We start from the raw sequence: 24293 nt of genomic DNA, 5'->3' as shown, positions 1-24293 counted from the left end.
CGCGCCGCGGACTACCGTCGTCCCCATGCAGAGTCGCACCTTGGGCAGGACTGGTCGGGACGTGTCCGTCATCGGACTCGGGACGTGGCAGCTCGGGGGTGACTGGGGTGACGTGCCGGAGTCCGACGCGATGGCACTCCTCGACGCCTCGGCCGAGGCCGGCGTCACGCTGTTCGACACCGCGGACGTGTACGGGGACGGCCGGAGCGAGCAGCTCATCGGTCGGTGGCGCGCCGCCAACCCGGACGTGCCGCTGACCGTCGCCACGAAGATGGGTCGCCGCGCCGACCAGGTCCCCGCGAACTACGTCGCCGCCAACTTCCGCACGTGGGTGGACCGCTCGCGCCGGAACCTCGGCCAGGACACGCTCGACCTCGTGCAGCTCCACTGCCCGCCCACCGCCGTGTTCGAGGACGACGCGGTGTACGACGCGCTCGACGCCCTGGTCGCCGACGGCTCCATCGCCGCGTACGGCGTGAGCGTCGAGGAGACCGACCAGGCGCTCACCGCGATCGCCCGGCCGGGTGTCGCGAGCGTGCAGATCATCCTCAACGCGTTCCGCCTCAAGCCGCTCGACGCGGTCCTGCCCGCCGCCCGGGAGGCCGGGGTCGGCATCCTCGCCCGCGTCCCGCTCGCCTCGGGGCTGCTCTCGGGCAAGTACACGACCGAGACGACCTTCGCCCCGCAGGACCACCGGACGTACAACCGCCACGGCGAGGCGTTCGACCAGGGCGAGACGTTCAGCGGCGTCGACTTCGAGGACGGCATGCACGCGGCGCAGGAGTTCGCCGCGGCCGTGCCCGAGGGCGTCTCCGTCCCGCAGGCCGCGCTCGCCTGGATCGTCGAACAGGACGGCGTCACGGCGGCGATCCCGGGCGCCCGGAACGTCGAGCAGGCCCGGTCGAACGCGGCGGCGGGGTCGCTGCCGGCGCTCGGGACGGACCTCGACCGGCGGGTCCACGAGGTGTACGACCGCTGGTTCCGGGCGTCCGTGCACGACCGGTGGTGACGCTCCCGTGACCGCGGGTCGGGCCTCTCGGTGAGCGAGCGCACGCGCGCGGTCGTCGTCCGGACCGGTACCGAGCCCGTCGTGGAGGACCACGACGTCCGCGAACCGGGCCCGGACGAGGTCCTGGTCGACGTGACGCACTCGAGCGTCAACTACAAGGACGGCATGGCCCTGGTGGGTGACCCGGGCGTGCAGCGCGCCGACCCGCTCGTGCCGGGCATCGACGTCGTCGGGACGGTCCGCGCGGTCGGCGACGGCACATCCGCGCCCGCCCCGGGCACCCTCGTGACGCTCAACGGCGCCGGGCTCGGCGAGACCCGCGACGGCGGGTACGCGGGGCTCGCGGTCGTCCCCGCCGCGGTGCTCCTGCCGGTCCCCGCGGGCATCACGGCGCAACGGGCCGCCGCGATCGGCACGGCCGGGTACACGGCCGCGCTCAGCGTGCTCGCGCTCGAGCGGTTCGTCGCGCCGGGCGCCGGTACGGTGCTCGTCACGGGAGCGTCGGGCGGGGTCGGGTCGATCGCGGTCGCGCTGCTGGCGGCGCGGGGACACCGGGTCGCCGCGTCGACGGGTCGGCCGCAGCACACCGAGGCCCTGCGCCGGCTCGGAGCGGCCGAGGTGGTGGACCGCCACGACTTCGACACCCCGGGCCGTCCGGTGCAGCGCCCACGGTGGGCCGGTGCGGTCGACAGCGTCGGGGGTGCGACGCTCGTGAACGTGCTGGCGCAGACCGCGTGGGGCGGCGCCGTGACGGCGTGCGGGCTGGCGCAGGACGCGCGGATGGCCGGGTCGGTCCTCCCGTTCATCCTGCGCTCGGTCGCGCTGCTCGGCGTCGACTCGGTCGCGGCACCGCGCGACCTGCGCGAACGGGCGTGGGCGCTCCTCGCCGCGGACCTCGATCCGGCGCTGCTCGACTGCGTGACCACGGCCGTGGGACTCGCCGACGTGGTCGCCGTCGGCCGGGAGGTCCTGGCCGGGCGGGTGCACGGGCGCACGGTCGTCGACGTGCGCGCCTGACACCGTCACCTCGCCCGCGGGTTCCCCCGCATTGCATGTCAAGTGATTGTGAAATCACCTCCTAGGATTCGGGTACGCGTCCCGACCCTCGTGCCCGAAAGGTCGCCCCCATGCCGGTCCCCCAGCCCTCCGCCGACGCCGCACCGCGCCGCCTGCTCCGCGACGTGGTGTTCGACAAGATGCTCGCGGCGATCCACGACGGAACGCTGCAGCCCGGCGAACGGCTCAACGACGACGAGCTGGTGCGCTGGCTCGGCGTCTCCCGCACGCCCATCCGCGAGGCCATCGCCAAGCTCGTCGACTACGGCCTGGTCGAGATGGAGGCGAACCGATACACGCGCATCGCCACCCCGACCGGTCGGCAGTACCACGAGGCGTTCTCGGTGCTGTTCGGGTTCGCCGAACTCGCCGCCCGCTGGGCGTTCCCCCGGTTCACCGACGAGGACACCGACGCGCTCGACGCCCTGCTCGCGGACGTCCGCACCCACGCCGCGGCGAGGGACCGGGCCGTGGACGACGACGTGCACGCCCTCATCGGGTTCCTCGTCGACCACGCGGACAACGCGCTGCTCACGAAGCTGAGCGCCTCGGTCCTCGCCCGGGCGCGCTTCGTGACCGTCGGCAGCGCCGAACCCGTGTTCGCCGCCGCGGCGGACGCGGTCGCCAGCCTCCGTCACGCGGCCACCGACCGGGACGGCGAGGCCGGTGCCGCCGCCGTCCGCGCCCTCGCCGACGGCATGGCCGACCACCTCGACGCCGTCCGGGCCGCCGACCTCGCGACCGCCGAGCCCGAGGAAGCCGCGCTCGTCATCACCTCCGGTCCCGGGATCTGACCCGGGTGAGCACCAGCACCACCTCCGACAGCCCCCTGGTCGACGCACGGGGCCTCCGCGTCACCCGCGGCGGCCGCGACCTCGTGCACGAGGTCGACCTCGTCGTGCGCGCCGGGGAGCACTGGGCGCTCCTCGGACCGAACGGCGCCGGCAAGTCGACACTGCTCGCCGTGCTCGGCGCGACGAGCCACCCCAGCGCCGGCAGCGTCGACCTGCTGGGACGGCGACTCGGCCGCACCGACGTGCGGGAGCTCCGCGAGCACATCGGCCACGTCGACCCGCGCCACCGGATGCTCACGCCGCTCTCGGTCCTCGACACCGTGCTGACCGGGCTCACGGGCACGACCGACCTCATGATGCGGTGGGAACCGACCCCCGAGCAGCGCGCACTCGCCCTCGAGCACATCGCCGACGTCGGGCTGCGCGACCGGTCGGACGCGTCCTGGGCCGTCCTGTCGCAGGGCGAGCGCGGTCGCACGCTCATCGCCCGGGCGCTCATGTCCGAGCCGCGCCTGCTCCTGCTCGACGAGCCCGCCACCGGCCTCGACGTCGCGGCCCGCGAGCACCTGCTCGAGACGGTCGACGCCCTCCGCCACCGGCACCCCGAGCTCGCGAGCGTCATGGTGACGCACCACCTCGAGGACCTGCCCGCGTCGACGTCGCACGCGATGCTCCTCCGCGACGGCGGAGTGGTCGCCGCGGGCCGCGCGGACGACGTCATCACGTCCGAGGCCGTGTCCGCCTGCTTCGCGTTCCCGCTCGCGATCACGCGCACCGACGGACGCTGGCAGGCACGCCGCGCCGACTGAGCCGGGAGGCGCGGCACCGGCCCGACGGTCCGATCAGCACGACCGCGGTCGCCTGGGTACCCTTCGCGGATGGGTACTCCCGATGTCACGGAACTCCTCTCCGACCTGATCCGCGTCGACTCCGTCACCGGGTCGGCGGGCGAGGGGCTGGTGTTGGACCTGGTCCAGGCGTGGTACGCGGGGCACGCCGGCAGCCGCGTGGTCCGCTCGCCGGCGACGACGGACGGACTCCTCGTGGTGCCCGCACGGCCGTCACCCCGCTCGAGCGGACCGCACCTGGCCTTCTCCTGCCACGCCGACGTGGTGCCCACCGGCGCGGAGGGCTCCTGGACAACGCCGCCGTTCCAACCGCACATCGCGGAGGGGCGACTCCACGGTCGCGGGTCCTCCGACATGAAGGCCGGCCTCGCTGCGGCGATGGTGGCGGTGGCTCGACTGCACGAACAGGGCCTCCCCGTCGTGCTCGCGTTGTCGGTCGGCGAGGAGTCGGGCTGCCTCGGAGCGCCCGTCCTCGTCGACATGCTGTCCGCGGCGGGGATCGACCTCGGTGCCGTCGTCATCCCCGAGTCCACGGCGAACCGGATCGTGCTCGGCCACCGCGGTGCGCTCTGGCTGCGGGTGGAGACGCGAGGGACCTCCGCCCACGGCAGCACGCCGAGCGCCGGGCGCAACGCCGTCCTCGCGATGCGCGACGTCCTGCTGCGCCTCGATGCCGTCCCGCTCACCGCACACCCACGACTCGGCGCGGAGACGCTCAACGTCGGGACGATCGCCGGGGGATCGGTGCCGAACATGGTGCCCGACGTGTGCGTCGTCCGGGTCGACCACCGGGTGACCGAGGCCGCCTCCGCTGCCCGGATCCCCGACTGGTGGCGTGGGCGACCCGACGTCGCGGACGTCACCGTCGAACTCGATCTCGCCCCGGTGTGGACGGACGAGACCGATCCGTGGGTGGCCAGCCTGCCCGGCCGTGTCGCCCGCGAGCCCGCCGCCTACTTCACCGACGCATCGGTCTTCGTGCGCTCGATGCCGGACGTCCCGATGGTGGTCTGGGGGCCAGGCGACCCGACGCGGGTGCACTCGGTGGACGAGTCCGTGTCACTCGACCTCCTGGCGGACGCCGTGCTTGCGTACGTCAGCGCGGGCGTGCGTTGGGCCGCGTCACCGGTGTGACCGCGTCGTCTCGCGGACGACCAACGTGGGCGCGAAGGACATCCGGGTGGCGGGACGGCGGGTGGCGAGGGACGTCGAGGCGACACCGAGGAGCCGGAACGCCTCGGTCGCCATCAGGTCCGTGGGCTGCGCGAGCGTGGTCAGGCCCGGGACCACGTACGCAGCGAAGGTGATGTCGTCGAAACCGGTCACCTGGACCTCGTCCGGGACGCGGACGCCGAGCTGCCGGCACGCCCGGAGGACGCCGATCGCGATGAGGTCGTCAGCGCAGACGATCGCCTCGGGCCGGTCGGCTCCGGCCAGCAGCTGACGCGCCGCGGCCTCACCGCTCTCGATCGTGTACTCGCCGAACTGGATCCACGACTCGCGGACGGTGATCCCGAGACGTGCCGCATGCCGCCGGAACCCCTCGAGGCGCAGGTGGGTCGAGGAGTTCGTGAGCGCACTCGTGACGAACGCCGCGGTCCGGACCCCCGTGCTCGCCAGCTCCTCGAGCACCAGCCGCATCGCCTCGTCGTCGTCGATGCCGATCCAGTCCGTGCCCTCCACGTCCACGCGCCGGTCCAGCTGCACCAGGGGCACGGACAGTGCCGCGGCGCGCAGGGCGGGCACGCTCGCGACCTGGTCGCAGGCGCTGACGATGATGCCGTCGACCTGACGGTGGACCAGGGACCGGAGCTGCTCCGCCTCGACCTCGGGGTTCTGCCGCGAGTCGCAGAGTGACAGCTGCTTGCCCTCCGCGTGGAGGGCACGTTCGACGCTGTCGACCAGGGTCGTGAAGAACGGGTTGAGGATGCTCGGCACCACCATGCCGACGGTGTCCGTCCGGTTCTTGCGGAGCGCCCGAGCGATGCTGTTGCCCACGTAGCCGAGCTCCGTCGCCGCTCGACGCACCCGGGCCTCGACGTCCCGGCCGACGGGGCGGGACGAGGACATCACGCGCGACACCGTGGCCTCGGACACCCCCGCGAGCGCGGCCACGTCGGCGAGCGTCACCATCTCGTCGTCCTCCTCCCCGCGCGGTGTGTGCCGCCCACGGGCATCGTACTCGTTCGATGCGGGCAATCGCTTGCCACGGCGAACGGAGGTTTTACCTCCCGGAAACAGAGGTCGTGCGCGGTCGAAACAATCGCGACGGCATCATGGGTGCACGTCCTTCGGCAACCGATTGCCGAACAGGACCGCCCCGCCGAACGCGCACCCCGACCACCCCCCACCACCCCGCCCTCGAGAGGCCACCCATGAACTCCTCCCGCCGGATCGCCGTGTCCGCCGTCATCGGTCTCGCGGCCGTGACCGCCCTCGCCGGTTGCGACGCCACGTCCACGACCGCGTCGTCGGGCTCAACCAGCTCGTCGAAGGACGCGTCGTCCTCCACCCTGGCTGCCGGCGTCCCGGCGCCGACCGGGGTCCCCACCGCCTGCAAGCCCAAGTCGGGCGACACCTTCAAGATCGGCGTCGTCGACATCGACGAACAGACGTCCTTCTTCACGCAGATGAACACCGGCATCCAGGCGGTGGCCAAGAAGGCCGGCGCCAGCGTCCAGCTCGTCAGCGGCAACGACGACGCGGCGACGCAGGTGTCGGGCATCGAGAACCTGACGTCCTCGGGCGTCGACGCGATCATCGTCGACCCGTACGACGCCAACGCGCTCGTCCCCGCGCTCAAGGCCGCGAAGGCCAAGGGCATCGCGGTCGTCTCGACGGACGGGTCCGTGGCCGACGCGAGCGCCATCGACACCCAGGTCGGCACCGCGAACACCGTCGGTGGTCAGCAGCTCGGCAAGGCGTTCCTCGCGCTGTCCGGTGGCAAGGGCGAGGTCGGCGTGGTCGCCGCCCTCAACAGCTCCATCCAGATCCAGCGGCAGGACGGTTTCCAGGACACGGTCAAGGCCGGTGGCATGACCATCAAGGCCGTCGTCGACGGGCAGAACGTCAACGACAAGGCGCAGACCGCCGCCGAGAACCTGCTCACGGCCCACCCGGACCTCGAGTACATCTACGCCACCGGCAGCCCGGCCCTGGACGGTGCGATCGCCGCGGTCCGGTCGCAGGGCAAGACCGGGAGCACGCAGATCGTCGGCTGGGACCTCGACTCCACCTCGGCGGCCGGCATCAAGCAGGGTTTCGTCAAGGAGGTCGTGCAGCAGGACACCTACGGGTTCGGCTACGCCGCAGCCAAGGCCGCGATCGACCTCGCCTGCGGCGGGACGAAGGTACCGGCAACGATCAGCGTTCCGACGACGATCGTGACCAAGGCCAACCTCGCGAAGTACGACTACTTCCTGAAGGGCTGACGATGACCGACTCCCTCAACCATCAGACGCCGCTCGTCGAACTCCGCGGGATCACCAAGTCGTACGGCGCCGTCGACGTCCTCCGTGGCGTGGACCTCACCCTCGCCCCCGGTGAGGTCCTCGGCCTCGTCGGGGACAATGGGGCCGGCAAGTCGACGCTCATGAAGGTCTTGGCCGGATCCGTGCAGCACGACCGGGGCACGATCCGCATCAAGGGCAAGGAGGTGCGGTTCTCGAACCCCAGCGTCGCGCAGGACGAGAAGATCGGCATCGTCTACCAGGACCTGGCGCTGTGCGACACCCTGAACGTGGCTGCGAACCTGTTCCTCGGACGTGAGCCCCACGTCGGCCCGTTCATGCGGGTGAGCAGGATGCACGACGAGGCGAGCCGTGTGCTCCGGGAGTTCGGCGTCCGCGTCGCGTCCACGCACCAGCTCATCTCGCAGCTGTCGGGCGGTCAGCGGCAGTCCGTCGCGATCGCTCGCGCGGCGTCGATCGACCCCGAGATCCTCATTCTCGACGAACCCACGGCCGCGCTCGCCGTGACCGAGGTCGAGTCCGTGCTGCGACTGATCCGCGAGGTCGCGGCGCGGGGGGTGGGTGTGATCCTCATCACCCACCGCCTGCAGGACCTGTTCCGCGTGTGTGACCGCATCACCGTCATGTACGAGGGCCGCAGCGTCGAGGACGCGGACATCCGGGACCTGAACATCGAGTCCCTCGTCGCGATGATCACCCGAGACGAACGGAAGGACGCGGCATGAGCGCGGCCCTGGCCCTCCCGACCGCCCAGGAACGCCGCCGAGCGGCCTTCCAGCGGATCAACAAGTCGACGATCGTCATGCTCGTCGTCACCGTCGTCGTGTTCGTCGCGTTCGCGGTGGCGAGCCCGGCGTTCCTCACGGTGCACAACCTTCAGAACGTGGCGGTGCAGGTCGCGCCCACCGCGATCGTCGCGGTCGCGATGACGTTCGTCATCACGACGGGCATGATCGACCTCTCCGTCGGGTCGACGCTCGCGCTGGTCTCGGTGATCGGAGCGCAGCTCCTCAAGGGCGGCATGCAGTCGACCCTCGTCATCGTGATCTGCCTGGCCGTCGGGGCGTTCTGCGGCGTGGTCAACGGCTGGTTCGCGAGCTACCAGAAGATGCCGTCGTTCATCGTGACGCTGGCCACGATGTCCGTCATCCGTGGCGTGGCACTCCTGCTCACACTCGGCTACAGCGTCGCCATCTCACCGACGCTGATCTTCGCCCGGATCGGACAGGGCAGCTTCCTCGGCTTCGGGTACCCCGCATGGATCGCACTCGTCGTCGTCGTGCTCGGACTCCTGGCACTGCAGCGCATGCGCTTCGGGCAGTACGTCACCGGTGTCGGATCGAACGAGGAGTCCGTCCGTCGAGCCGGCGTCAACACCAACGCGATCAAGCTCATGGCACTGACGCTGTCGGGCCTCGCCGCCGCGGTCGCGGGCATCATCACCGCCGGCCGACTCGGCTCCGGTGACGCCAACAGCGGCAGCGACTTCGCCCTCAGTGTCATCACGGCGGTCGTCATCGGCGGGACCAACATGCTCGGCGGCAAGGGCAGCATCCTGGGCACGGCCGTCGGCGCGATCCTGACCGGGGTCATCACCGACGGGCTCACGCTCCTCGGTCTCAGTCCCTACATCGTGCCGATCGTGACGGGCGGCCTGCTGATCGTCGTCATCCTCATCAACCTCCGCGGTGGCAACCTCGCCGACTTCATGCGGAAGCGGGTGCTGCGGTGACCTCGGAGCGTCCGGGCGGGACGGCGCCGGTCACGGTTCACACCGTCACCGGGGAGGTCGGCAGTGACGAGCTGGGGTTCACCCTCCCGCACGAGCACCTGCTCAACAGCATCGAGGCGGGCGGCATCACGCCGGACCCCGCGTTCCCGGAGCTGTTCGACCAGCCGGTCACGCCCGACCTCGCCTGGCTCCTCCGCGACCACCCCTACGCGTGTCGTGACAACTGCGCGCTGGACCACCCGGACGACGTCGCCCCCGAGCTCGACCACTTCGCGAGCCTGGGCGGCACGACGCTCGTCGAGGTGACATCGGAGGGACAGGGCCGGGACCGGTCCGGCCTCGCCGCCCTCTCCCGCCGCACGGGCGTGCAGATCATCGCGGGAGGCGGTTGGTACCTCGAACGGTTCCACCCGGAGCGCACCGCCACCGACCCGGTCGACGTCCTCGCCGAGTACCTGTTGTCCGACCACCGGGAGGACCGGGACCCATCCGAGCCGCGGTCCGGCGTCATCGGCGAGATCGGTGTCTCCCCGGCGTTCACCAAGCGCGAGGAACAGGGCCTCCGCGCCGCCTGCCGGGTGCAGCGCGAGACCGGGCTCCCGATGTACATCCACCTCCCGGGCTTCGTACGCCACGGCGGACGCGTGCTCGACGTGGTCCTGACCGAGGAGGGCGTCCCGCCCGCCGCGGTGGTGCTGTGCCACGTGGACCCGTCGGGCGAGGACCCCGACTACCAGCGCTCGCTCGCCGACCGCGGCGTGTTCCTCGAGTTCGACATGATCGGTATGCCGTACCGGTTCACCCTGCCGGGCGAGGGGGACTCCCCCTCCGTCGCGCAGACCGCCCGGGCGATCGGCCGGCTCGTCACCGACGGCTTCGGCGAGCGCCTGCTGTTCAGCCACGACCTCTTCCTCAAGGGCATGCTCCGCAAGAACGGCGGGAACGGGCTCGCGTTCATCCCCGCGGTCTTCCTGCAGCGCCTCATCGACGACGGCCTCGACGCGCACACCGTGCTCGGGGTCAACACACGCAACGTGCGGGCACTCTTCGAGCTCGCCGCCGCGTCCACCTCCCACTGAAAGTCACCCCCATGTCCCGAATCCTCATCGCCGGCGAGAGCTGGATGTCCACCACGACCCACACCAAGGGCGTGGACGAGTTCACCGTGCACTCGTACACCGAAGGGGTCCGCCAGCTGAAGACCGCGCTCGAGTCGGGCGGCCACGACGTCGTGCACCTCCCCGCGCACCTGGTGCCCACCGACTTCCCCGGCGACGCCGAGTCCCTCGGCGCCTACGACGTCGTGATCCTGTCCGACATCGGCGCGAACTCGCTCCAGCTCGCGCCCGGGGTGTTCGAGCACGCGGTCCCGGGACAGGACCGCCTCGAGGCGCTCTCGTCCTGGGTGGAGGCCGGTGGCTCGATCCTCATGATCGGAGGCTACCTGTCGTTCTCGGGGTTCCAGGCCCGTGCCGCGTTCGCGGAGACCGTCCTGACCCGTGTCCTGCCCGTGGACCTGCTGACGACCGACGACCGCGTCGAGCAGCCAGCGGGGGTCGTGCCCACCGTTCTCGCTCCCGACCACGCGGCGCTCGGTGGCGCCGGATCCGAATGGCCGTCGCTGCTCGGCTACAACCGGGTGACCGCCAAGGCCGGCACGGAGACCCTCGCCCGCGTGGGCGACGACCCCCTCCTCGTCGTCGGCGAGGTCGGCGCGGGGCGCTCCGCGGCCTTCACGAGCGACTGCTCGCCGCACTGGGCACCACCCGCGTTCTGCGAGGAGTGGGCTGGCTACACGGCGCTGTTCAACGGTGTCGTCGGCTGGCTCGTCGCGCGATGACGTCGGGCGGATCGGCGGCAGAGCGCCGTTCCACGGCCCTCCTGACACGGAACGCGGGAGCGCTCGCCCGGTCCGCCGAGCGTCCGCTCATCCGCCGGATGGCCGACGGTACCGTGACCGATGCGGAGTACGCCCGCTACCTCGCGATCGAACAGCGGTTCGTCCGGACCGCCGCACGACTGCTCGGCTTCTGTGTCTGGCGAGAGCCCGACTGGGACGCCGCGGTCGTGCACGCCCGGTCGCTCGCGGGTCTCGTCGGGGAGCAGACGGACTACTTCGCGGCGCGGGTCACGGCCCCGGTGTCCCTCCCGGCAGGGGCCGACGCACTGGAGGTCGTGGTCACCGCCGCCCTCGACAGCGGCTACCCGGCGGTGCTCACGTGCCTGTGCGCGGCGGAGACGTTCTACAGCCGCTGGTGCCTCGAAGCCGTGCGCAGCCACGGCGGCACCCCGACCGGCCCCGCCGCCGAGTGGATCCTGCTGCACGCGACGCCGTCGTTCACCGCCCAGGCCACGTTCCTCCAGTCCCGGGTCGACGAGATCGACCCCACCGTCCCGGACGCGCACCTCGACCTCTGGTTCGGACGGATGCTCGCCGCCGAGGACACCTTCCACGATTCCGCCCTCATCAAGGAGGACACGCATGACTGATCCCCTCGTCGACGCCGCGCACCGCGACCTCGTCGACCTCACCGCGAACGGGATCCGCTTCCACGGCAGCCCCGGGATCGAGGCGGCATCCGTCTGGCTCGAGGATCGCCTGACCGCGGCCGGGCTCGCCGTCACCCGGCAGACGGTGACCCTCCCCGGGTGGGAACCCGGGGAGTCGAACACGCTGCGCGTCACCGCACCGATCGAGCGGGTCCTGCCGGTCTGGCCGATGCTCTGGAGCGGATCCTCGGACGGCCCGGTCACCGGGACGCTCCGGCCCCTCGGACCGCAGGGCATCTGGGGGGATTCCATCACCTGGCAGCGCTTCGTGGTGACCGATGACAGCGGGACGGTCGTGGCGTACGTGCATGCGCGGGACGTCGGGCCGGCGGCGCCGCAACCGTTGCCGCACGGGTCGGACCTGTCGGTACCGCACCTCGTCGTGGGTCGGATCGACGGCCTCCAACTCCGAGAGTGGTGCATCGACGGCGGGACCGTCACGGTCGAACTGACCGGGAGCGCCGGGCCGACGGACGAGGCCGCCGCCGCCCGCTCCGACAACCTCGTCGTCGACATCCCCGGGACCGGGACGGGCCACGTCCTCGTCTGCGCGCACTACGACAGCTTCTTCAACACCGTCGGCGCCTACGACAACGGCAGTGGCACGATCGCCCTGCTCCACCTCGCCGAGGGGTGGGCGCGCACCGCGCCGACCCCGTCGGTCCGCCTGGTCTGGTTCACCGCCGAGGAGTGGCACCTCGGGGGGTCACGCCACCACGTGGACACGGCGACCCCCGAGGAGCTCGCCGCCATCGACTTCGTCGTCAACATCGACGGGTTGGGACGCGGGTCGTACCTCGAGACCTTCGCGTCGCCGGAGGTCTTCGGGGTGGTCGCCCACGACGCGATCACCACCCATGCCGCCGCCACCGGTCGGACCCTGCAGACGGAGAACCGGTTCCCGCCGACGACCGGCACCGACGACGCCTCCTTCTACCGGGCAGGCGTGCCGTCCCTGTTCCTGACCTTCAATGACCTGCACCGTCTCCACCAGCCCGAGGACCTGCCGAACGAGGGCATCGCCACGAACATCGTCTGGACGACAGCGCTCGTCCGCGAGCTCGTCACGCTGGCCGCTCCCGCCCGCGTCGGTGCACCGGGGATCCTGTGACCGGGAGCGCTCAGGAGCTCGCGCTCACGCTGTTCCGTCTCGCCCCCGGGCGCAGCGTCGAGGAGTACCGCGCGTTCAGCCTGCAGATCGTCCGCGACGGGATGCTCCGCATGCCAGCGGTCGAGGGGTTCCTCGACCTCGAGGTCACCGGCTCGCTCACCGGCGCAGACGGGTGGGACCTCGTGGAGATCATCCAGATCAGCTCCCGTGCCGACTTCATCCGTGACAACGACACGATCGGAGCCGGTCTCGCTGCCGAGTGGGAGGAGTGGGTCGCCGACTTCCGGGTCCTGTTCCTCACGGACCTCGATCGGTCCGTCACACGAGCGGGTCGGCTCGTCATCGCGCGGTAGCCCGCGCCCGACGAGCCGGGAGGCCCGGCGCCCGTCCGACGGTCCGCGCTACTTCGCGGTCACGCCGCCGAGCATGCCCGAGATGAACCGTCGCTGCAGGAAGAAGTAGAGCACGACGATCGGGAGGGCGACGATCACGCCCGCGGCCGACAGCAGCGAGTAGTCGGTCAGGTGCTGGCCCTGGAAGAACGCGAGACCGAGCGGCGCGGTCCGGTGGTCCTCGCTCGTGATGAGGACGAGCGGGAGCAGGAACTCGTTCCAGGTCCACATCGCCAGGAGCACGCCCATCGTCATGATCGGCGCGATGGACGCGGGGACGACGACCCGCCACAGCAGCCGGACGTCGCGCGCGCCGTCGAGCCGCGCGGCCTCGATCACCTCGGTCGGGAACGTCCGGAACTGGTTCCGCATCCAGAAGATCCCGAACGCGAGCGACTGCGCGGTCTGGGGCAGGATGAGGCTCTCGTACGTGTCCGTCAGGCCCACACCCCGCAGGTCGAAGTACAGCGGGATGATGAACGCCTCGGCCGGCAGCATGAGCCCGGCGAGCATCACGAAGAACACGATCCCGGACCCGGCGAAGTCGAGGCGCGCGAACGCGAACCCGGCGAACACCGCGAGCACCGTCGTCAGCAGCACGACGGACACCGTCACGACGACGCTCGACAGCATGTACGACCCGAAGTGCCCCTGGCTCCACGCGTCCCCGAAGTTCCCGAGGTCGATCCGGGTCGGCAGCGTGAACGAGCCGGTGTTCTCGGTCGCCGGGGTGACGGCCGAGAACAGCACACCGACGAGCGGGACGATCGCGAACAGGGCGAAGAGGCTCAGGACGACGTAGTCGACGACCTTCTCGCGCGTGGTGATCCTCATTCGGTGTCCTTCGGCTGGATCCGGTTCACGAGTGCCGTGACGATCATGATCACGACGGTCAGGGTGACCGCGACGGCGGCAGCTGCGCCGACCTGACCCGTGTTGAACGCGCGGTTGTACGCCTCGAACGCCGGTACGGTCGTCGAGTTGCCCGGACCGCCGCGCGTGGTGATGTACACGAGGTCGAAGGTCTTGAGCGCCGACACGATCGTCAGGGTCAGCGCCACCGCGATCTGCCCGCGGAGCGACGGCAACGTGATGGAGAAGAACTCGCGCGCCGCCCCGGCACCGTCGAGCCGCGCCGCCTCGAACAGCGCGGGCGCGATGTTGCCGACGCCCGAGAGGAACAGCACGAGGCACAGCCCGACGTTGAGCCACGTGCCCACGAACCCGATCGCGGGCAGCGCCGTGCCGTAGTCGCCGAGCCACACCCGCGCCAGGCCGCCGAGTCCGACGAGCCGGAGGACCTGGTTGAGCAGGCCGTCGGTGGAGTAGATCGACACCCAGATCGTCGCGACGACGACCGACGCGATGACCTGCGGCAGGAACAGCACGGTCCGGAACACGCTCATCCCCGGCAGCGCGTTCGCCCGCGAGATGAGCGCCGTCAGGAACAACGCGAGCGCGACCGGCAATGCGCAGTAGAACACCATGAGCACGAGGGCGTGGAGGAACGCCCCGCGGAGCTCGGCGTCCTGCACGACGTCGACGTAGTTCGCGAACCCGGCCCAGGTCGCGGTCGACAGGCCGTCCCAGTCGAAGAACGAGTACTGCACCGTCTGCAGGAACGGCCACCCGAGGAACACCGCGAACACGACGAACGCGGGCAGCACGTACAGGTACGGGACGAGGCTGCGCCTGCGTCGCCGCCGCGGCTGCGTCCGAACGCGGACCGCGGGTGCGGGTGCGGTGACCCGGGGCAGGGCGTCGACCATGCTCAGCCGCGGCTCTTGCCGAACGCCGCGTAGTCCGTCTGCAGCGTCTGCGTGAACTGCTGCGGCGTCGCCTTGCCCGCGACGAGGTCCTGCGCCGCGGCGGTGAGGGTGTCGTAGAACGTCGGGGTCGCGTAGTCGAGGTAGGGCGTGATGCCGTTCGCCTGCGAGATCTCCTTGTACTCGCTCGTGATGTCGCCCGAGATCGTGCCCGAGGCCGGGGTGTCGCTGCTCGGGACGACCGTGGGCAGGTTGCCCGTCTTCACGAGGGTCTCGGACGCTTTCGCGTTCGTGATGAAGTCGACGTACGCGGCCGCGGCGTCCGGGTGCTTCGTCTTCGAGGTCAGCGCCCACGCGAGCCCCTCGCCGCCCATGGTGACCGGCGTGTCCGAGCCCTTCGGGGTGAGCGCCGTGAAGCCGATGTCCTTCGCGGCGGCGGCGGCCTCGAGCGTCGCCTCGTACCAGGTCCCGGTCACGAGGAACGCGGACTGCCCCTTGCCGAAGGCCGCGACGGCGTCGTCGCGCGAGACCCCGTTGGCGCCCGGCGTGATGTAGCCCTTCTCCTGCCAGCCCTGGATCGTCTTCGCCGCGGTGACCTCGTCGGAGCCGGTCCACGAGCCGCGCTCCGACGTGACGAGGTCGTTCACCGCGTCGTGCCCGGCGAGCGCTGAGAGCACGAAGCCGTACAGGTGGATGCCCGGGCTCTTCTCGACGTCGCCGTAGCTGAGCGGCAGCGATCCGGCGGCCTTGACCTTCGCCATGTCGTCGGTGAGCTCGGACACGGTCGTCGGGGGGTTCGTGATCCCGGCCTTCGCGAGCACCGCCTTGTCGTAGTACAGCCCGACGAGCTCACCCGTCTGCGAGACGCCGTACAGGTGGTCGCCCTGCCAGGTCGTTCCGTTCGACGAGAACGAGTTGAGCTTGAGCAGGCTCGACGGGTAGTAGTCGTTCCAGCCGTACAGCTTCGCGTAGTCGTCGACGGGACGGAGCAGTCCGGCCTTGACGAACGCGCCCATGTCCGGGTAGCCCTGGTTCGCCTGCACGACGTCGGGCGGGTTGTCCCCGGAGAGCGCGAGCTTCAGCGTCGTCTTGAGGTCCGCGAACGACCGCGAGACCCGCTTGACGGTGATGTTCGGGTGCGCCTTCTCGAACGCCGCGTTGAGCTGCTGCTGCGCCTCGTCGATGCCGCCGTCGGTGTTCTGGTCCCACACCGTCAGGGTCGTCCGGCCCGATCCGACGCTCTTCGACACGGGGCCGAGGCTCTGGTCGCTCGAGGCGGACGTGCCGCCGGGGGTGCACGCTGCGAGGCCGAGCGCGAGCGCGGTCGCCACACCGACGAGGAGCGGTGCCTTCCTGGTGGTCTTCATGGTTCGTTCCGATCTCCGGGTCGCGGGGAGCGCGGCGGCGGTGGAGGTGGTGGGCGGGTGTGGTGGTGGTGACGGAGCGGGCCGGTCAGGCGGCCGGGAGCAGGGCCTCCCGGAGGAACGCCCAGTCGCCGTCCGGACGGTGCCGGTCGACGAACGCGACGAGGTCGGCAGGTCGGGGTGCGCTCGCGGCACCGCCGAGTCCGGTGACGGACATCGACGCGCACAGCCCCGCGAACCGGAGGCGCGTGCGGAGGTCCCAGCCGCGCGATGCCGACGCCATGAACGTGGCGACGAAGACGTCACCGGCGCCGGTGGGGTCGACGACCGGGACGGTCACGGTCGGGACCTCGACCACCGTACCGGTGCCGCCGTCGACGGCGACGACGCCCGCCGCGCCACGCGTGACGACGGCGAGCGGGACCCGCTCGGCGAGCACGCGTGCGGCGGCGACGGCGTCGTCGGTGCGGGTGTAGCGCATCGCCTCGACGTCGTTCGGCACGAACACGTCGACCTCGGCGAGGCGGTCGAGCACGTGCGACCCCCACTCGCCGGTGTGGTCCCAGCCGACACCGCCGACGACGGTCGTGCCCGCCGCGCGCAGCCGGGCGACCCATGGCGGCAGCTCGTGCGCGATGCCGACGTGCGTCGCGCCGACGGGCCCGAGGTCGTCCGGGAGCTCGAGGTGCCCGAGGGCCTCCTGGTAGGTGATGAAGCTCCGGTCGTGCGCACCGGTGAGGGCCACCGTGACGGGGCTCTGGTGTCCGGGCACCAGTTCGAGCAGGCTCGTGTCGAGGTCCGGCTCGGCGTCGAGCACGGCGCGGACGTGGGTGCCCAGCGGGTCGTCGCCGAGGCGGGCGAGGATCCGCGTGCTCGCACCGGCCCGGGCCGCGGCGACCGCGCGGTTCGCGACACCGCCGGGCGTCACGGTGAACCCGTCGGCGTACACCTCGGTGCCGGGTTCGGGCACGGAGACGCCCGAGAACACGACGTCGCAGAAGACGTCGCCCGCGAACAGCAGGTCGATCGCACCGGGCAGGTCGGCCGCACCGGGCAGGTCGGCGGCGGGGGGCAGGTCGGCGGCGCGGGGCAGGCCGGTGGCGGGCAGGTCCGTCCCGCCGGGGTCGGCGCGCTGGCTGTCGGTCACGGAGGCTCCTCGTCATCGCGGTTCCGCGTCCGGGTGCGTGCTGCACGACGTCGCGGTTCCGCCCGATGTCCTGCAAGCCTGTGCACTCGGTGTTTCCGGCACATTACCGAAGTGACGCGGTTCTGTTAATCCTGTTCATCTCCGGTGCGGTTCTGCTCGGGTTTGCCCGAAGTCGAGCACGGCGTGGTTAGAGTGACGGCATGATCCTGCGCGAACGGCAGAACCGCATCATCAGCGCCCTGCGCGCCGAGGGTGCCGCCTCCGTGCGGGAACTCGCCGCCGCGCTCGACGTGAGCGAGGCGACGATCCGCCGCGACCTCGAGGTGCTCGACCGCAACGGCGAGCTGACCCGCACGTACGGCGGCGCGGTCCTGAAGCCCGGCACGACCGTCGAGGACCACGGCCGCGTCCGCGCCGAGGGGCCGTTCGACGACGGGCGCGACCTCGATCTCAAGGAACGGATGGCCGAGGCCGCGGCCGCGATGGTCGCCGACGGGAACGTCGTGCTGCTCGACATCGGCACCACGACGCCGCTGCTCGCGCGCCGCCTGCACGGTCGTGACGTCACCGTCGTCACCTCGAACCTCGCCGTCTTCGACGAGCTCCGCGACGACCGCGCCGTGCGGCTCGTCCTGCTCGGCGGCGTGGTCCGCCGCAACTACCGCACGCTCGTCGGGTCCCTCGCCGAACTCGCGCTGAGCCAGATCAGCGCGGACGTCCTGTTCCTGTCGTGCACCGGGGTGCGTGCGAACGGGCACGTCGTCGACAACATGGCCGTGGAGGCCCCCATCAAGCAGTCGATGATCGCGGCGTCGGACAAGGTCGTCCTGCTCGCGTCCGAGGCCAAGTTCCCCGGGACCGGAGCCCTCCGGCTCTGCTCCCTCACCGACGTCGACGCCCTGGTCACCACCACGGGCGCCCCTGACGACACGCTCGCACTGTGCCGGAACGCCGGCGGAGAGGTCACCATCGCATGAAGCTCTGCATCCTCGGAGGCGGCGGGTTCCGCACGCCGTACGTGTACCAGGCGCTGCTCCGCGACACCGGCACGCCCCGCGTGGACGAGGTCGCGCTGTACGACGTCGACGAACGCCGCCTCGCCGCCATGGTCGCGATCCTCACCGAGCTCGCGGCCGGGTTCGAGGACGCGCCGCGACTCGTGCCGACCACGGTCCTCCAGGACGCCGTGGCGGGGAGCCAGTACGTGTTCGCCGCGCTCCGCGTCGGCGGCCTGGAGGGACGGCGTTGCGACGAGCACGTCGCCCTCGACCTCGACGTGCTCGGCCAGGAGACCACGGGACCCGGCGGCCTCGCGTACGCGATCCGCACCGTCCCGGTCATGGTCGAGGCGGCCCGGGTCATCGCGGACCTCGCACCCGACGCCTACGTCATGAACTTCACGAACCCCGCGGGCATCATCACCGAGGCGATGCAGACCGTGCTCGGCGACCGCGTGCTCGGCATCTGCGACACCCCGTCCGGTCTCGGGCGTCGCGTCGCGGGCACCCTCGGGCTCGACCACACGCGGGTGCAGATGGACTACGTCGGGCTCAACCACCTCGGCTGGATGCGCCGCGTCCTGTACGACGGCCGCGACGTCCTGCCCGAGCTGCTGGCCGACGACGCCCGCCTCGCCGCCATGGAGGAGGGCCACGTCTTCGGACTCGACTGGATCCGCTCCCTCGGCGCGATCCCGAACGAGTACCTCTTCTACTACTACTTCAACCGCGACGCCGTGCGGACGATCATCGACTCCGGCAAGACCCGCGGTGACTTCCTCGCCGAGTCCCAGGGCGCCTTCTACGACCGGGCCACGGCCGCGGGGAACGGGGTCGCCGATCTCTGGCGCGAGACCGTCGCCCGGCGCAGCGCCTCGTACATGGCCGAGGCGAAGGGCGGCACGCAGGACGAGCCCGTCGACCCGAAGGAGCGCGAGACCGACCCCGCGCACCAGGGCTACGCGGGGGTCGCCCTCGGCGTGATGGCCGCGATCAGCCGGAACGAGCGGCAGACGATGATCCTCAACGTCCGGAACCGCGGCACGATCCAGGGCCTGCCCGACGACGCCGTGGTCGAGGTGCCCACGATGGTCGACGCGAACGGCGTGCACCCGCTGACGACGGAGCAGCCGGACCTCCACCAGATCGGGCTCATGGCGCAGGTCAAGGACGTCGAGCGGCACACGATCGCCGCCGGGCTCACCGGGTCGCGATCGGAGGCCCTGCAGGCGTTCGCGCTCCATCCGCTCGTCGACAGCGTCACGGTCGCGCGCTCGTTGCTCGACGGGTACGTCGCGCGGATCCCCGAGGTGGCGGCCGTCCTGACGCACTGACCGAGCCGGGTCCGGCGTGTGGGCGGACGGGGCCGACCCGTCGGTTCACCCGGCGCGGGGCGGCTCGCCCCCGATCCCCTCGCGCCGGACCGCCGCCTCGAGGAACGCCCGCGCCCGGTCCGCGCCGCGGAGGAGGTCCGGCACCTCGGTCCCCAGACCCGCCACCACGTCGTCGATGCCCGACAGCCCCGCCCGGGCGAGGAGTCGCTTCTCGTTCGTCACCCACTCGCCGCGACGTGCCAGGACGGCGTGCCCGGCGTGGCACGCGGCCTCGCTGATGAGACCCGCGCACTGCGCGACCCGTCCGTGGCGGGCGTGGCCTTCCTTCGCGTAGTGCAGGGTCAGGTCGGCGTTCGTCCACCACACGCCGGGGGCGGCCGTGCGGAGCGCCTCCGGGTACTCCCACCGGGGCACCTGCCCACGGAGGGTGCGGTTCGAGGCCAGTTCCGCCAGGAGGATGGTGCTCGGCAGGCCCGCCTGGTGGAACAGCAGGGGCTCGATGGTGAACCGTCCGCCGACGGCGTCGTCGTGGACCGCGTCGATGAGGTCGAGGTCGCGGTAGTGGATGTCGACGGACCGTCCGTCCACGGTGACCGCGCCGCCACCGTTGAAGATCCTGCCCCAGCCACCGAGTCCGGTCAGGTGCCCGGGCCACCCGAGGTCCCGGACCACCTGCGGATCGAACGCGTCGCGGTGGTAGACCGCCACGTCCCAGTCACTGTCCGGACGGTTCGTCCCCTGCGCTCGGGAACCGCCGAGTGCGACGGCCTCCACGCCGGGGAGCGCTGCCAGGCGGTCGGCGACGTGGTCGAGGAACGCGTCGTCGTCGAGGGTGTGCTGGGGGGAGGACATCGGTCAGCGCTCCGGCATCCGTCAGCCGCGCTCGTCGCCGATGCCGAGCCCGAGCAGCCGCCGCCGGTCGAACTCGCCGGCGGCTCCGCTGAACAGCTCGAATCCGCGCACGACGGCCGCCCGATCCTGGTCGGACAGCCGGGCCAGGACCCGCTCGATCCCCTCGGTCCGCCGACGCGTCACGTCCTCGACGAGCGCGATCGCCCGTCGCGTCGGCACCACCAGGGTCTCGCGGCGGGAACTCGGCGCGCTGTTCCGCCGGACCCAGCCGTCCCGCTCCAGGCGGTCGACCGTCCGCGTGAGCGTCGACGGACTCGCACCGGTCTCCTCGGCGAGGACCCCCGCGCGGACCGGCCCACGCGCCACGAGCACCACGAGGATCCGGAGCTGCGGGACGGTCACCTGCTCGAGCGCGGACTCGAGCGAGGCGGCGACGATCCCGAGCATCGCCCGCGAGGCGAGCACGGCAGCCGACGGCGGGAGCACGGCGGTCAGGTCCTCGGCGGCGGCGTCCATGGGATCCCCAGACTGACACAACGGAGGCGTTCGCGACAGGGCCGGCCGACCCGCGACGGGCGACCGGCGACCGGCCGACCAGCGGCCCGCTCCCGGCCCTGCCTACGCCGACGCGGCGGCAGCGGCCCTGGCGGCGGCGGGCAGGGCCTCCAGGACGCGACCGATGGCGGGGTCGCCGTGCGCGGCCGTCAGGAACCACGCCTCGAACACGCTCGGCGGCAGCGTGACGCCCGCGTCGAGCATGGCGTGGAAGAACGGCGGGTACCGCCAGGCCTCCTGCGCACGGACGTCGTCGTAGGTCCGCGGCGGCTCGGCGGTGAACGCGAACGAGAACAGGTTCCCCGCGCGCTGCACGGTGTGGGCGACGCCCTCGGCGGTCAGCGCCGCGGAGACCGCGCCGGACAGCAGGTCGGCGGTGCGGTCGAGGTGCGCGTACACGGCGTCGTCGGCGGCGCGGAGCGTGGCGAGCCCGGCCGCGACGGCGAGCGGGTTCCCGGACAGGGTCCCCGCCTGGTACACGGGACCGAGCGGCGCCAGGAAGTCCATGACCTCGGCCCGACCGCCCAGGGCCGCCAGGGGCATCCCGCCGCCGACGACCTTGCCGAACGTGATGAGGTCGGGCTGCCATCCGGTGCCGTCGGGGACGACACCGGCGGCCTCGAGACCCCACCACCCGGCCGGGCCGACGCGGAACCCGGTGAGGACCTCGTCGAGGATGAGCAGCGCGCCCTGCTCCTGGACGATCTGCGCGAGCGCCCGGTTGAACCCCGGCTCGGGCGCGAGCACGCCCATGTTCGCGGCGGCGGCCTCGACGATCACCGCGGCGATCCGCTCGTGGTGCTCGTCGAACGCGGCCCGGACGGCGTCGAGGTCGTTGTACGGCAGCACGAGGGTCTGCGCGGCGGTCTCGGCGGTGATGCCGGCGGATCCGGGCAGTGCGAGCGTCGCCACCCCCGACCCGGCCTCGGCGAGCAGGGAGTCCGAGTGGCCGTGGTAGTGCCCCGCGAACTTCACGAGCAGGTCCCGGCCGGTGTAGCCACGGGCCAGACGGATCGCGGTCATCGTCGCCTCGGTCCCGGTCGAGACGAGCCGGAGCTTCTCGATCGGACCGGCGCCGCCGACCCGGACGCGCTGCTCGACGAGTTCCGCGAGCTCGGTCTCGCCCGGCGTGGAGGCACCGAACGAGAGCCCACGGGCAGCGGCCTCCTGCACGGCGGCGACCGTGCCGGGGTGGGCGTGCCCGAGGATCGCCGGACCCCACGACGCCACGAGGTCGACGTACTCGCGCCCCTCGGCGTCGGTGACGTACGGCCCCTGCGCGGCCACGAGGAAGCGGGGCGTCCCGCCGACCGAGCCGTAGGCCCGCACCGGGGAGTTCACGCCGCCGGGGATCGCGTGCTTCGCGCGACCGAACAGCTCGTCGTTCGTCGTCAACGGGTCGACTTCCCCACGCTCGAGAGTTCCACGGTCTCGGCACCGGCCGCCGGGGTGGCGCCGCTGACCCGGCCGCTCGCACCGGACTCCTGGCGCAGCCGCTTCGCCAGGTCGACGGCGAAGTAGGTCAGGATCGCGTCCGCACCGGCACGCTTGATGCCGAGGACGCTCTCCATCGCGGCGGCGTCGCGGTCGATCCAGCCGTTCTGCGCGGCCGCCGTGATCATCGCGTACTCGCCGCTGATCTGGTAGGCCCACACCGGCACCGGCGAGATCGCCGTGGCGGCGGCGAGCACGTCGAGGTAGCTCATCGCGGGCTTCACCATGACGACGTCCGCGCCCTCCTCGATGTCGAGCTCGACCTCGCGCAGGCCCTCACGCCCGTTGCCGGAGTCGATCTGGTAGGTGCGGCGGTCGCCGACGAGCGTCGACGCGACGGCCTCGCGGAACGGCCCGTAGAACGCGCTCGCGTACTTCGCCGCGTACGCCAGGAGGGCCGTGCCCGAGTGACCGGCGCCGTCCAACGCGTCGCGGGCGGCGGCGATCTGGCCGTCCATCATCCCGCTCATGCACACGAGCTCGGCGCCGGCCTCGGCCTGGGCCACCGCCATGTCGCGGTAGCGCTCGAGCGTCGCGTCGTTGTCGACCGAGCCGTCCGCAGCGAGCACCCCGCAGTGACCGTGGTCGGTGAACTCGTCGAGGCACAGGTCGGACTGGACGACGAGCGCGTCGCCCACTTCCTCCTTGGCCACACGGATCGCCACGTTGAGGATGCCGTCCGGGTCGGTGGCGCCCGAACCGGTGGCGTCCTTGTGCTGCGGGACGCCGAAGAGGTTCACGCCGCCGATGCCGACCTCGGCGGCCTCGACGAGCGCGCGCCGGAACGAGTCGAGCGAGTGCTGCTCCACCCCGGGCATGCTCGTGATCGGCACCGCGGCGTCGGCGCCCTCGCGGATGAACATCGGCAGGATCAGCTCGGCGGGGTGCAGACGGGTCTCGGCCACGAGCCGGCGCATCGCGGGCGTCGCGCGGAGACGGCGCGGGCGCACCTGGGGGAACTGGCCGACGGGGGAGTGGGGTGCGGACACGGTCACCTTCCTGGTTGTGTGTCGAGGAGCGGGGCGAGGACCTCGACGACGGCGTCGAGCAACGATGCGGTGGTCCGGGCGGCGGCGACGCCGTGGACGGGGAGGCCGAGCGCGCGGGCGTCGGCGGCGGTCCCGGGCCCGATGCAGACGAGCCGGGTCCGGTCGTCGAGCGGGACGAGCCGGGCCGCGACCTCGCCTGCGACACTGCCGCTCGTGACGAGCACGGCGTCCGGTGGGCGGGGCACCACGACCGGTCCGGTGCCGGTCCCCACGGTACGGTACGCCTCGACGTCGTCCACGTCGAGGCCGCGGGCACGCAGCCCCGCGACGAGCGTCGGGGCCGCGATCGCGCTCCGCGGGAACAGCACCCGGCCCGCCGTGCCCGGCACCACGGCGGCCAGGTCGGCCGCTGACGCCGCGGCCGGCACCAGGTCGACCCGCCACCCGGCGTCGGTACACGCCGCCGCGGTCGCGTGGCCCACGGCCGCCACCCGCGTTCCGGCCGGGAGGCCCGACAACCGCTCCGCCACGCGCCGCACCGCCGTCGCACTCGTCACGACGATCCAGGCGTACGTCCCGGCGGCGAGGGCGTCGACGGCGGCCGCGAACGCGGCGGGGTCGACGGGGTCGGTGTCGGTGATGAGCGGGACGACGAGCGGTTCCAGGGCCCGGTGCCGGGCCTCCCGGGCGACCCGCTCGCCCCAGGTGCCGCCGCGCGGGACGAGCACGGTGGGACGCCGGGCGTCCCGGGCCGCCGGACCGCCGCCGGCGCGCACGCCCGTGCTCGTCGCGGGAGTTCCGGCGCCCGTGTCGCTCGTGCTGGCCGTGGTCG

25 protein-coding genes are annotated in these 24293 nt (G+C 72.2%); 15 read left to right on the top strand and 10 right to left on the bottom strand.

All coding sequences use genetic code 11. The features are described from left to right. The first annotated feature begins 25 nt into the window (after positions 1-25). From DEI92_RS00640 to DEI92_RS00620, 5 genes are all read left to right on the top strand, one after another. The gene (locus DEI92_RS00640; protein WP_111012369.1) at positions 26-1009 is read left to right on the top strand and encodes an aldo/keto reductase; all 984 of its coding nucleotides are present in this window, start codon (positions 26-28) and stop codon (positions 1007-1009) included. A gap of 30 nt (positions 1010-1039) precedes the next feature. After that, complete coding sequence (locus tag DEI92_RS00635) at positions 1040-2026, top strand: acryloyl-CoA reductase (protein ID WP_111011988.1); 987 nt, start codon at positions 1040-1042, stop codon at positions 2024-2026. A gap of 110 nt (positions 2027-2136) precedes the next feature. Then, the gene (locus DEI92_RS16385) at positions 2137-2859 is read left to right on the top strand and encodes a GntR family transcriptional regulator (protein WP_111011987.1); all 723 of its coding nucleotides are present in this window, start codon (positions 2137-2139) and stop codon (positions 2857-2859) included. Between the two features lie 5 nt (positions 2860-2864). Continuing rightward, a complete protein-coding gene (locus DEI92_RS00625) occupies positions 2865-3668 on the top strand; it encodes an ABC transporter ATP-binding protein (protein WP_220037428.1) in 804 nt (267 codons plus the stop codon). A 69-nt stretch (positions 3669-3737) separates the two neighbouring features. Further along, entirely contained in the window at positions 3738-4841 is a 1104-nt protein-coding gene (locus tag DEI92_RS00620) for a M20 family metallopeptidase (protein ID WP_111011985.1), read from the top strand. Here the strand turns inward: DEI92_RS00620 and DEI92_RS00615 are convergent. After that, positions 4830-5840: a LacI family DNA-binding transcriptional regulator gene (locus tag DEI92_RS00615; RefSeq protein WP_111011984.1), complete on the bottom strand. Its 1011-nt coding sequence runs from the start codon at positions 5838-5840 to the stop codon at positions 4830-4832. The two genes, DEI92_RS00620 and DEI92_RS00615, sit on opposite strands and share 12 nt — an antisense overlap. A gap of 242 nt (positions 5841-6082) precedes the next feature. On the opposite strand from DEI92_RS00615, the gene DEI92_RS00610 reads away from it, so the two are divergent. Genes DEI92_RS00610 through DEI92_RS00580 form a run of 8 tightly spaced genes read left to right on the top strand, consistent with a single transcriptional unit; the run spans position 6083 to position 12923 of the window. Further along, on the top strand, positions 6083-7138 hold the full coding sequence (locus DEI92_RS00610; RefSeq protein ID WP_111011983.1) for a substrate-binding domain-containing protein: 1056 nt from the start codon (positions 6083-6085) through the stop codon (positions 7136-7138). 2 nt (positions 7139-7140) lie between these two features. Continuing rightward, positions 7141-7902, top strand: coding sequence for an ATP-binding cassette domain-containing protein (locus DEI92_RS00605; protein ID WP_111011982.1), 762 nt, complete (start codon positions 7141-7143; stop codon positions 7900-7902). Next, positions 7899-8909 (top strand): ABC transporter permease, encoded by a 1011-nt coding sequence (locus DEI92_RS00600; RefSeq protein ID WP_220037225.1) that lies wholly within the window; start codon positions 7899-7901, stop codon positions 8907-8909. Before DEI92_RS00605 ends, DEI92_RS00600 begins: the two co-directional genes overlap by 4 nt. After that, on the top strand, positions 8906-9988 hold the full coding sequence (locus tag DEI92_RS00595) for a phosphotriesterase (protein ID WP_111011981.1): 1083 nt from the start codon (positions 8906-8908) through the stop codon (positions 9986-9988). The genes DEI92_RS00600 and DEI92_RS00595 overlap by 4 nt, the downstream gene beginning before the upstream one ends. An 11-nt stretch (positions 9989-9999) precedes the next feature. Beyond that, on the top strand, positions 10000-10749 hold the full coding sequence (locus DEI92_RS00590) for a glutamine amidotransferase (protein WP_111011980.1): 750 nt from the start codon (positions 10000-10002) through the stop codon (positions 10747-10749). Continuing rightward, positions 10746-11399 carry a TenA family protein gene (locus tag DEI92_RS16380; RefSeq protein WP_181434573.1) on the top strand — a complete coding sequence of 218 codons (654 nt, stop codon included), beginning with the start codon at positions 10746-10748 and terminating at the stop codon, positions 11397-11399. The genes DEI92_RS00590 and DEI92_RS16380 overlap by 4 nt, the downstream gene beginning before the upstream one ends. Further along, positions 11392-12570, top strand: a complete 1179-nt coding sequence (locus DEI92_RS00585) for a M20/M25/M40 family metallo-hydrolase (RefSeq protein WP_181434572.1) — start codon at positions 11392-11394, stop codon at positions 12568-12570. The genes DEI92_RS16380 and DEI92_RS00585 overlap by 8 nt, the downstream gene beginning before the upstream one ends. After that, entirely contained in the window at positions 12567-12923 is a 357-nt protein-coding gene (locus DEI92_RS00580; RefSeq protein ID WP_111011978.1) for a hypothetical protein, read from the top strand. The genes DEI92_RS00585 and DEI92_RS00580 overlap by 4 nt, the downstream gene beginning before the upstream one ends. Positions 12924-12971: 48 nt before the next feature. Here the strand turns inward: DEI92_RS00580 and DEI92_RS00575 are convergent, their stop codons facing one another. The 4 genes from DEI92_RS00575 to DEI92_RS00560 all read right to left on the bottom strand — a co-directional run bounded on the left by DEI92_RS00575 (position 12972) and on the right by DEI92_RS00560 (position 17239). Beyond that, positions 12972-13796: a carbohydrate ABC transporter permease gene (locus tag DEI92_RS00575; RefSeq protein WP_111011977.1), complete on the bottom strand. Its 825-nt coding sequence runs from the start codon at positions 13794-13796 to the stop codon at positions 12972-12974. Next, a complete protein-coding gene (locus tag DEI92_RS00570; RefSeq protein WP_111011976.1) occupies positions 13793-14731 on the bottom strand; it encodes a carbohydrate ABC transporter permease in 939 nt (312 codons plus the stop codon). The genes DEI92_RS00575 and DEI92_RS00570 overlap by 4 nt, the downstream gene beginning before the upstream one ends. A 2-nt stretch (positions 14732-14733) precedes the next feature. Beyond that, positions 14734-16095 carry an extracellular solute-binding protein gene (locus DEI92_RS00565; protein ID WP_111011975.1) on the bottom strand — a complete coding sequence of 454 codons (1362 nt, stop codon included), beginning with the start codon at positions 16093-16095 and terminating at the stop codon, positions 14734-14736. A gap of 85 nt (positions 16096-16180) precedes the next feature. Continuing rightward, the gene (locus tag DEI92_RS00560; RefSeq protein ID WP_111011974.1) at positions 16181-17239 is read right to left on the bottom strand and encodes a carbohydrate kinase family protein; all 1059 of its coding nucleotides are present in this window, start codon (positions 17237-17239) and stop codon (positions 16181-16183) included. A 200-nt stretch (positions 17240-17439) separates the two neighbouring features. Between DEI92_RS00560 and DEI92_RS00555 the strand changes: the two genes are divergently transcribed. Both DEI92_RS00555 and DEI92_RS00550 read left to right on the top strand, forming a co-directional pair. Further along, positions 17440-18216, top strand: coding sequence for a DeoR/GlpR family DNA-binding transcription regulator (locus DEI92_RS00555; RefSeq protein ID WP_111010339.1), 777 nt, complete (start codon positions 17440-17442; stop codon positions 18214-18216). Beyond that, positions 18213-19571, top strand: a complete 1359-nt coding sequence (locus tag DEI92_RS00550) for a 6-phospho-beta-glucosidase (protein ID WP_111010340.1) — start codon at positions 18213-18215, stop codon at positions 19569-19571. The genes DEI92_RS00555 and DEI92_RS00550 overlap by 4 nt, the downstream gene beginning before the upstream one ends. A gap of 45 nt (positions 19572-19616) precedes the next feature. Here DEI92_RS00550 and DEI92_RS00545 read toward each other — a convergent pair whose 3' ends face one another. The 5 genes from DEI92_RS00545 to DEI92_RS00525 form a co-directional block, all read right to left on the bottom strand. Further along, positions 19617-20423, bottom strand: coding sequence for a nucleotidyltransferase domain-containing protein (locus tag DEI92_RS00545; RefSeq protein WP_111011973.1), 807 nt, complete (start codon positions 20421-20423; stop codon positions 19617-19619). A gap of 21 nt (positions 20424-20444) precedes the next feature. After that, positions 20445-20939 carry a MarR family winged helix-turn-helix transcriptional regulator gene (locus tag DEI92_RS00540; protein WP_111011972.1) on the bottom strand — a complete coding sequence of 165 codons (495 nt, stop codon included), beginning with the start codon at positions 20937-20939 and terminating at the stop codon, positions 20445-20447. 102 nt (positions 20940-21041) lie between these two features. Further along, on the bottom strand, positions 21042-22373 hold the full coding sequence (hemL, locus tag DEI92_RS00535) for a glutamate-1-semialdehyde 2,1-aminomutase (protein WP_111011971.1): 1332 nt from the start codon (positions 22371-22373) through the stop codon (positions 21042-21044). Next, positions 22370-23467, bottom strand: coding sequence for a porphobilinogen synthase (gene hemB / locus DEI92_RS00530; RefSeq protein ID WP_375342525.1), 1098 nt, complete (start codon positions 23465-23467; stop codon positions 22370-22372). The genes hemL and hemB overlap by 4 nt, the downstream gene beginning before the upstream one ends. Further along, positions 23464-24237, bottom strand: a complete 774-nt coding sequence (locus DEI92_RS00525) for a uroporphyrinogen-III synthase (protein WP_111011970.1) — start codon at positions 24235-24237, stop codon at positions 23464-23466. The genes hemB and DEI92_RS00525 overlap by 4 nt, the downstream gene beginning before the upstream one ends. Between the last annotated feature and the right edge of the window lie 56 nt (positions 24238-24293).

The sequence above is a fragment of the Curtobacterium sp. MCBD17_034 genome (assembly GCF_003234515.1).
Taxonomy (GTDB): Bacteria; Actinomycetota; Actinomycetes; order Actinomycetales; family Microbacteriaceae; genus Curtobacterium.
Note: the sequence above shows the minus strand (reverse complement) of the source record. Positions and strands in the feature narration are given on the sequence as shown.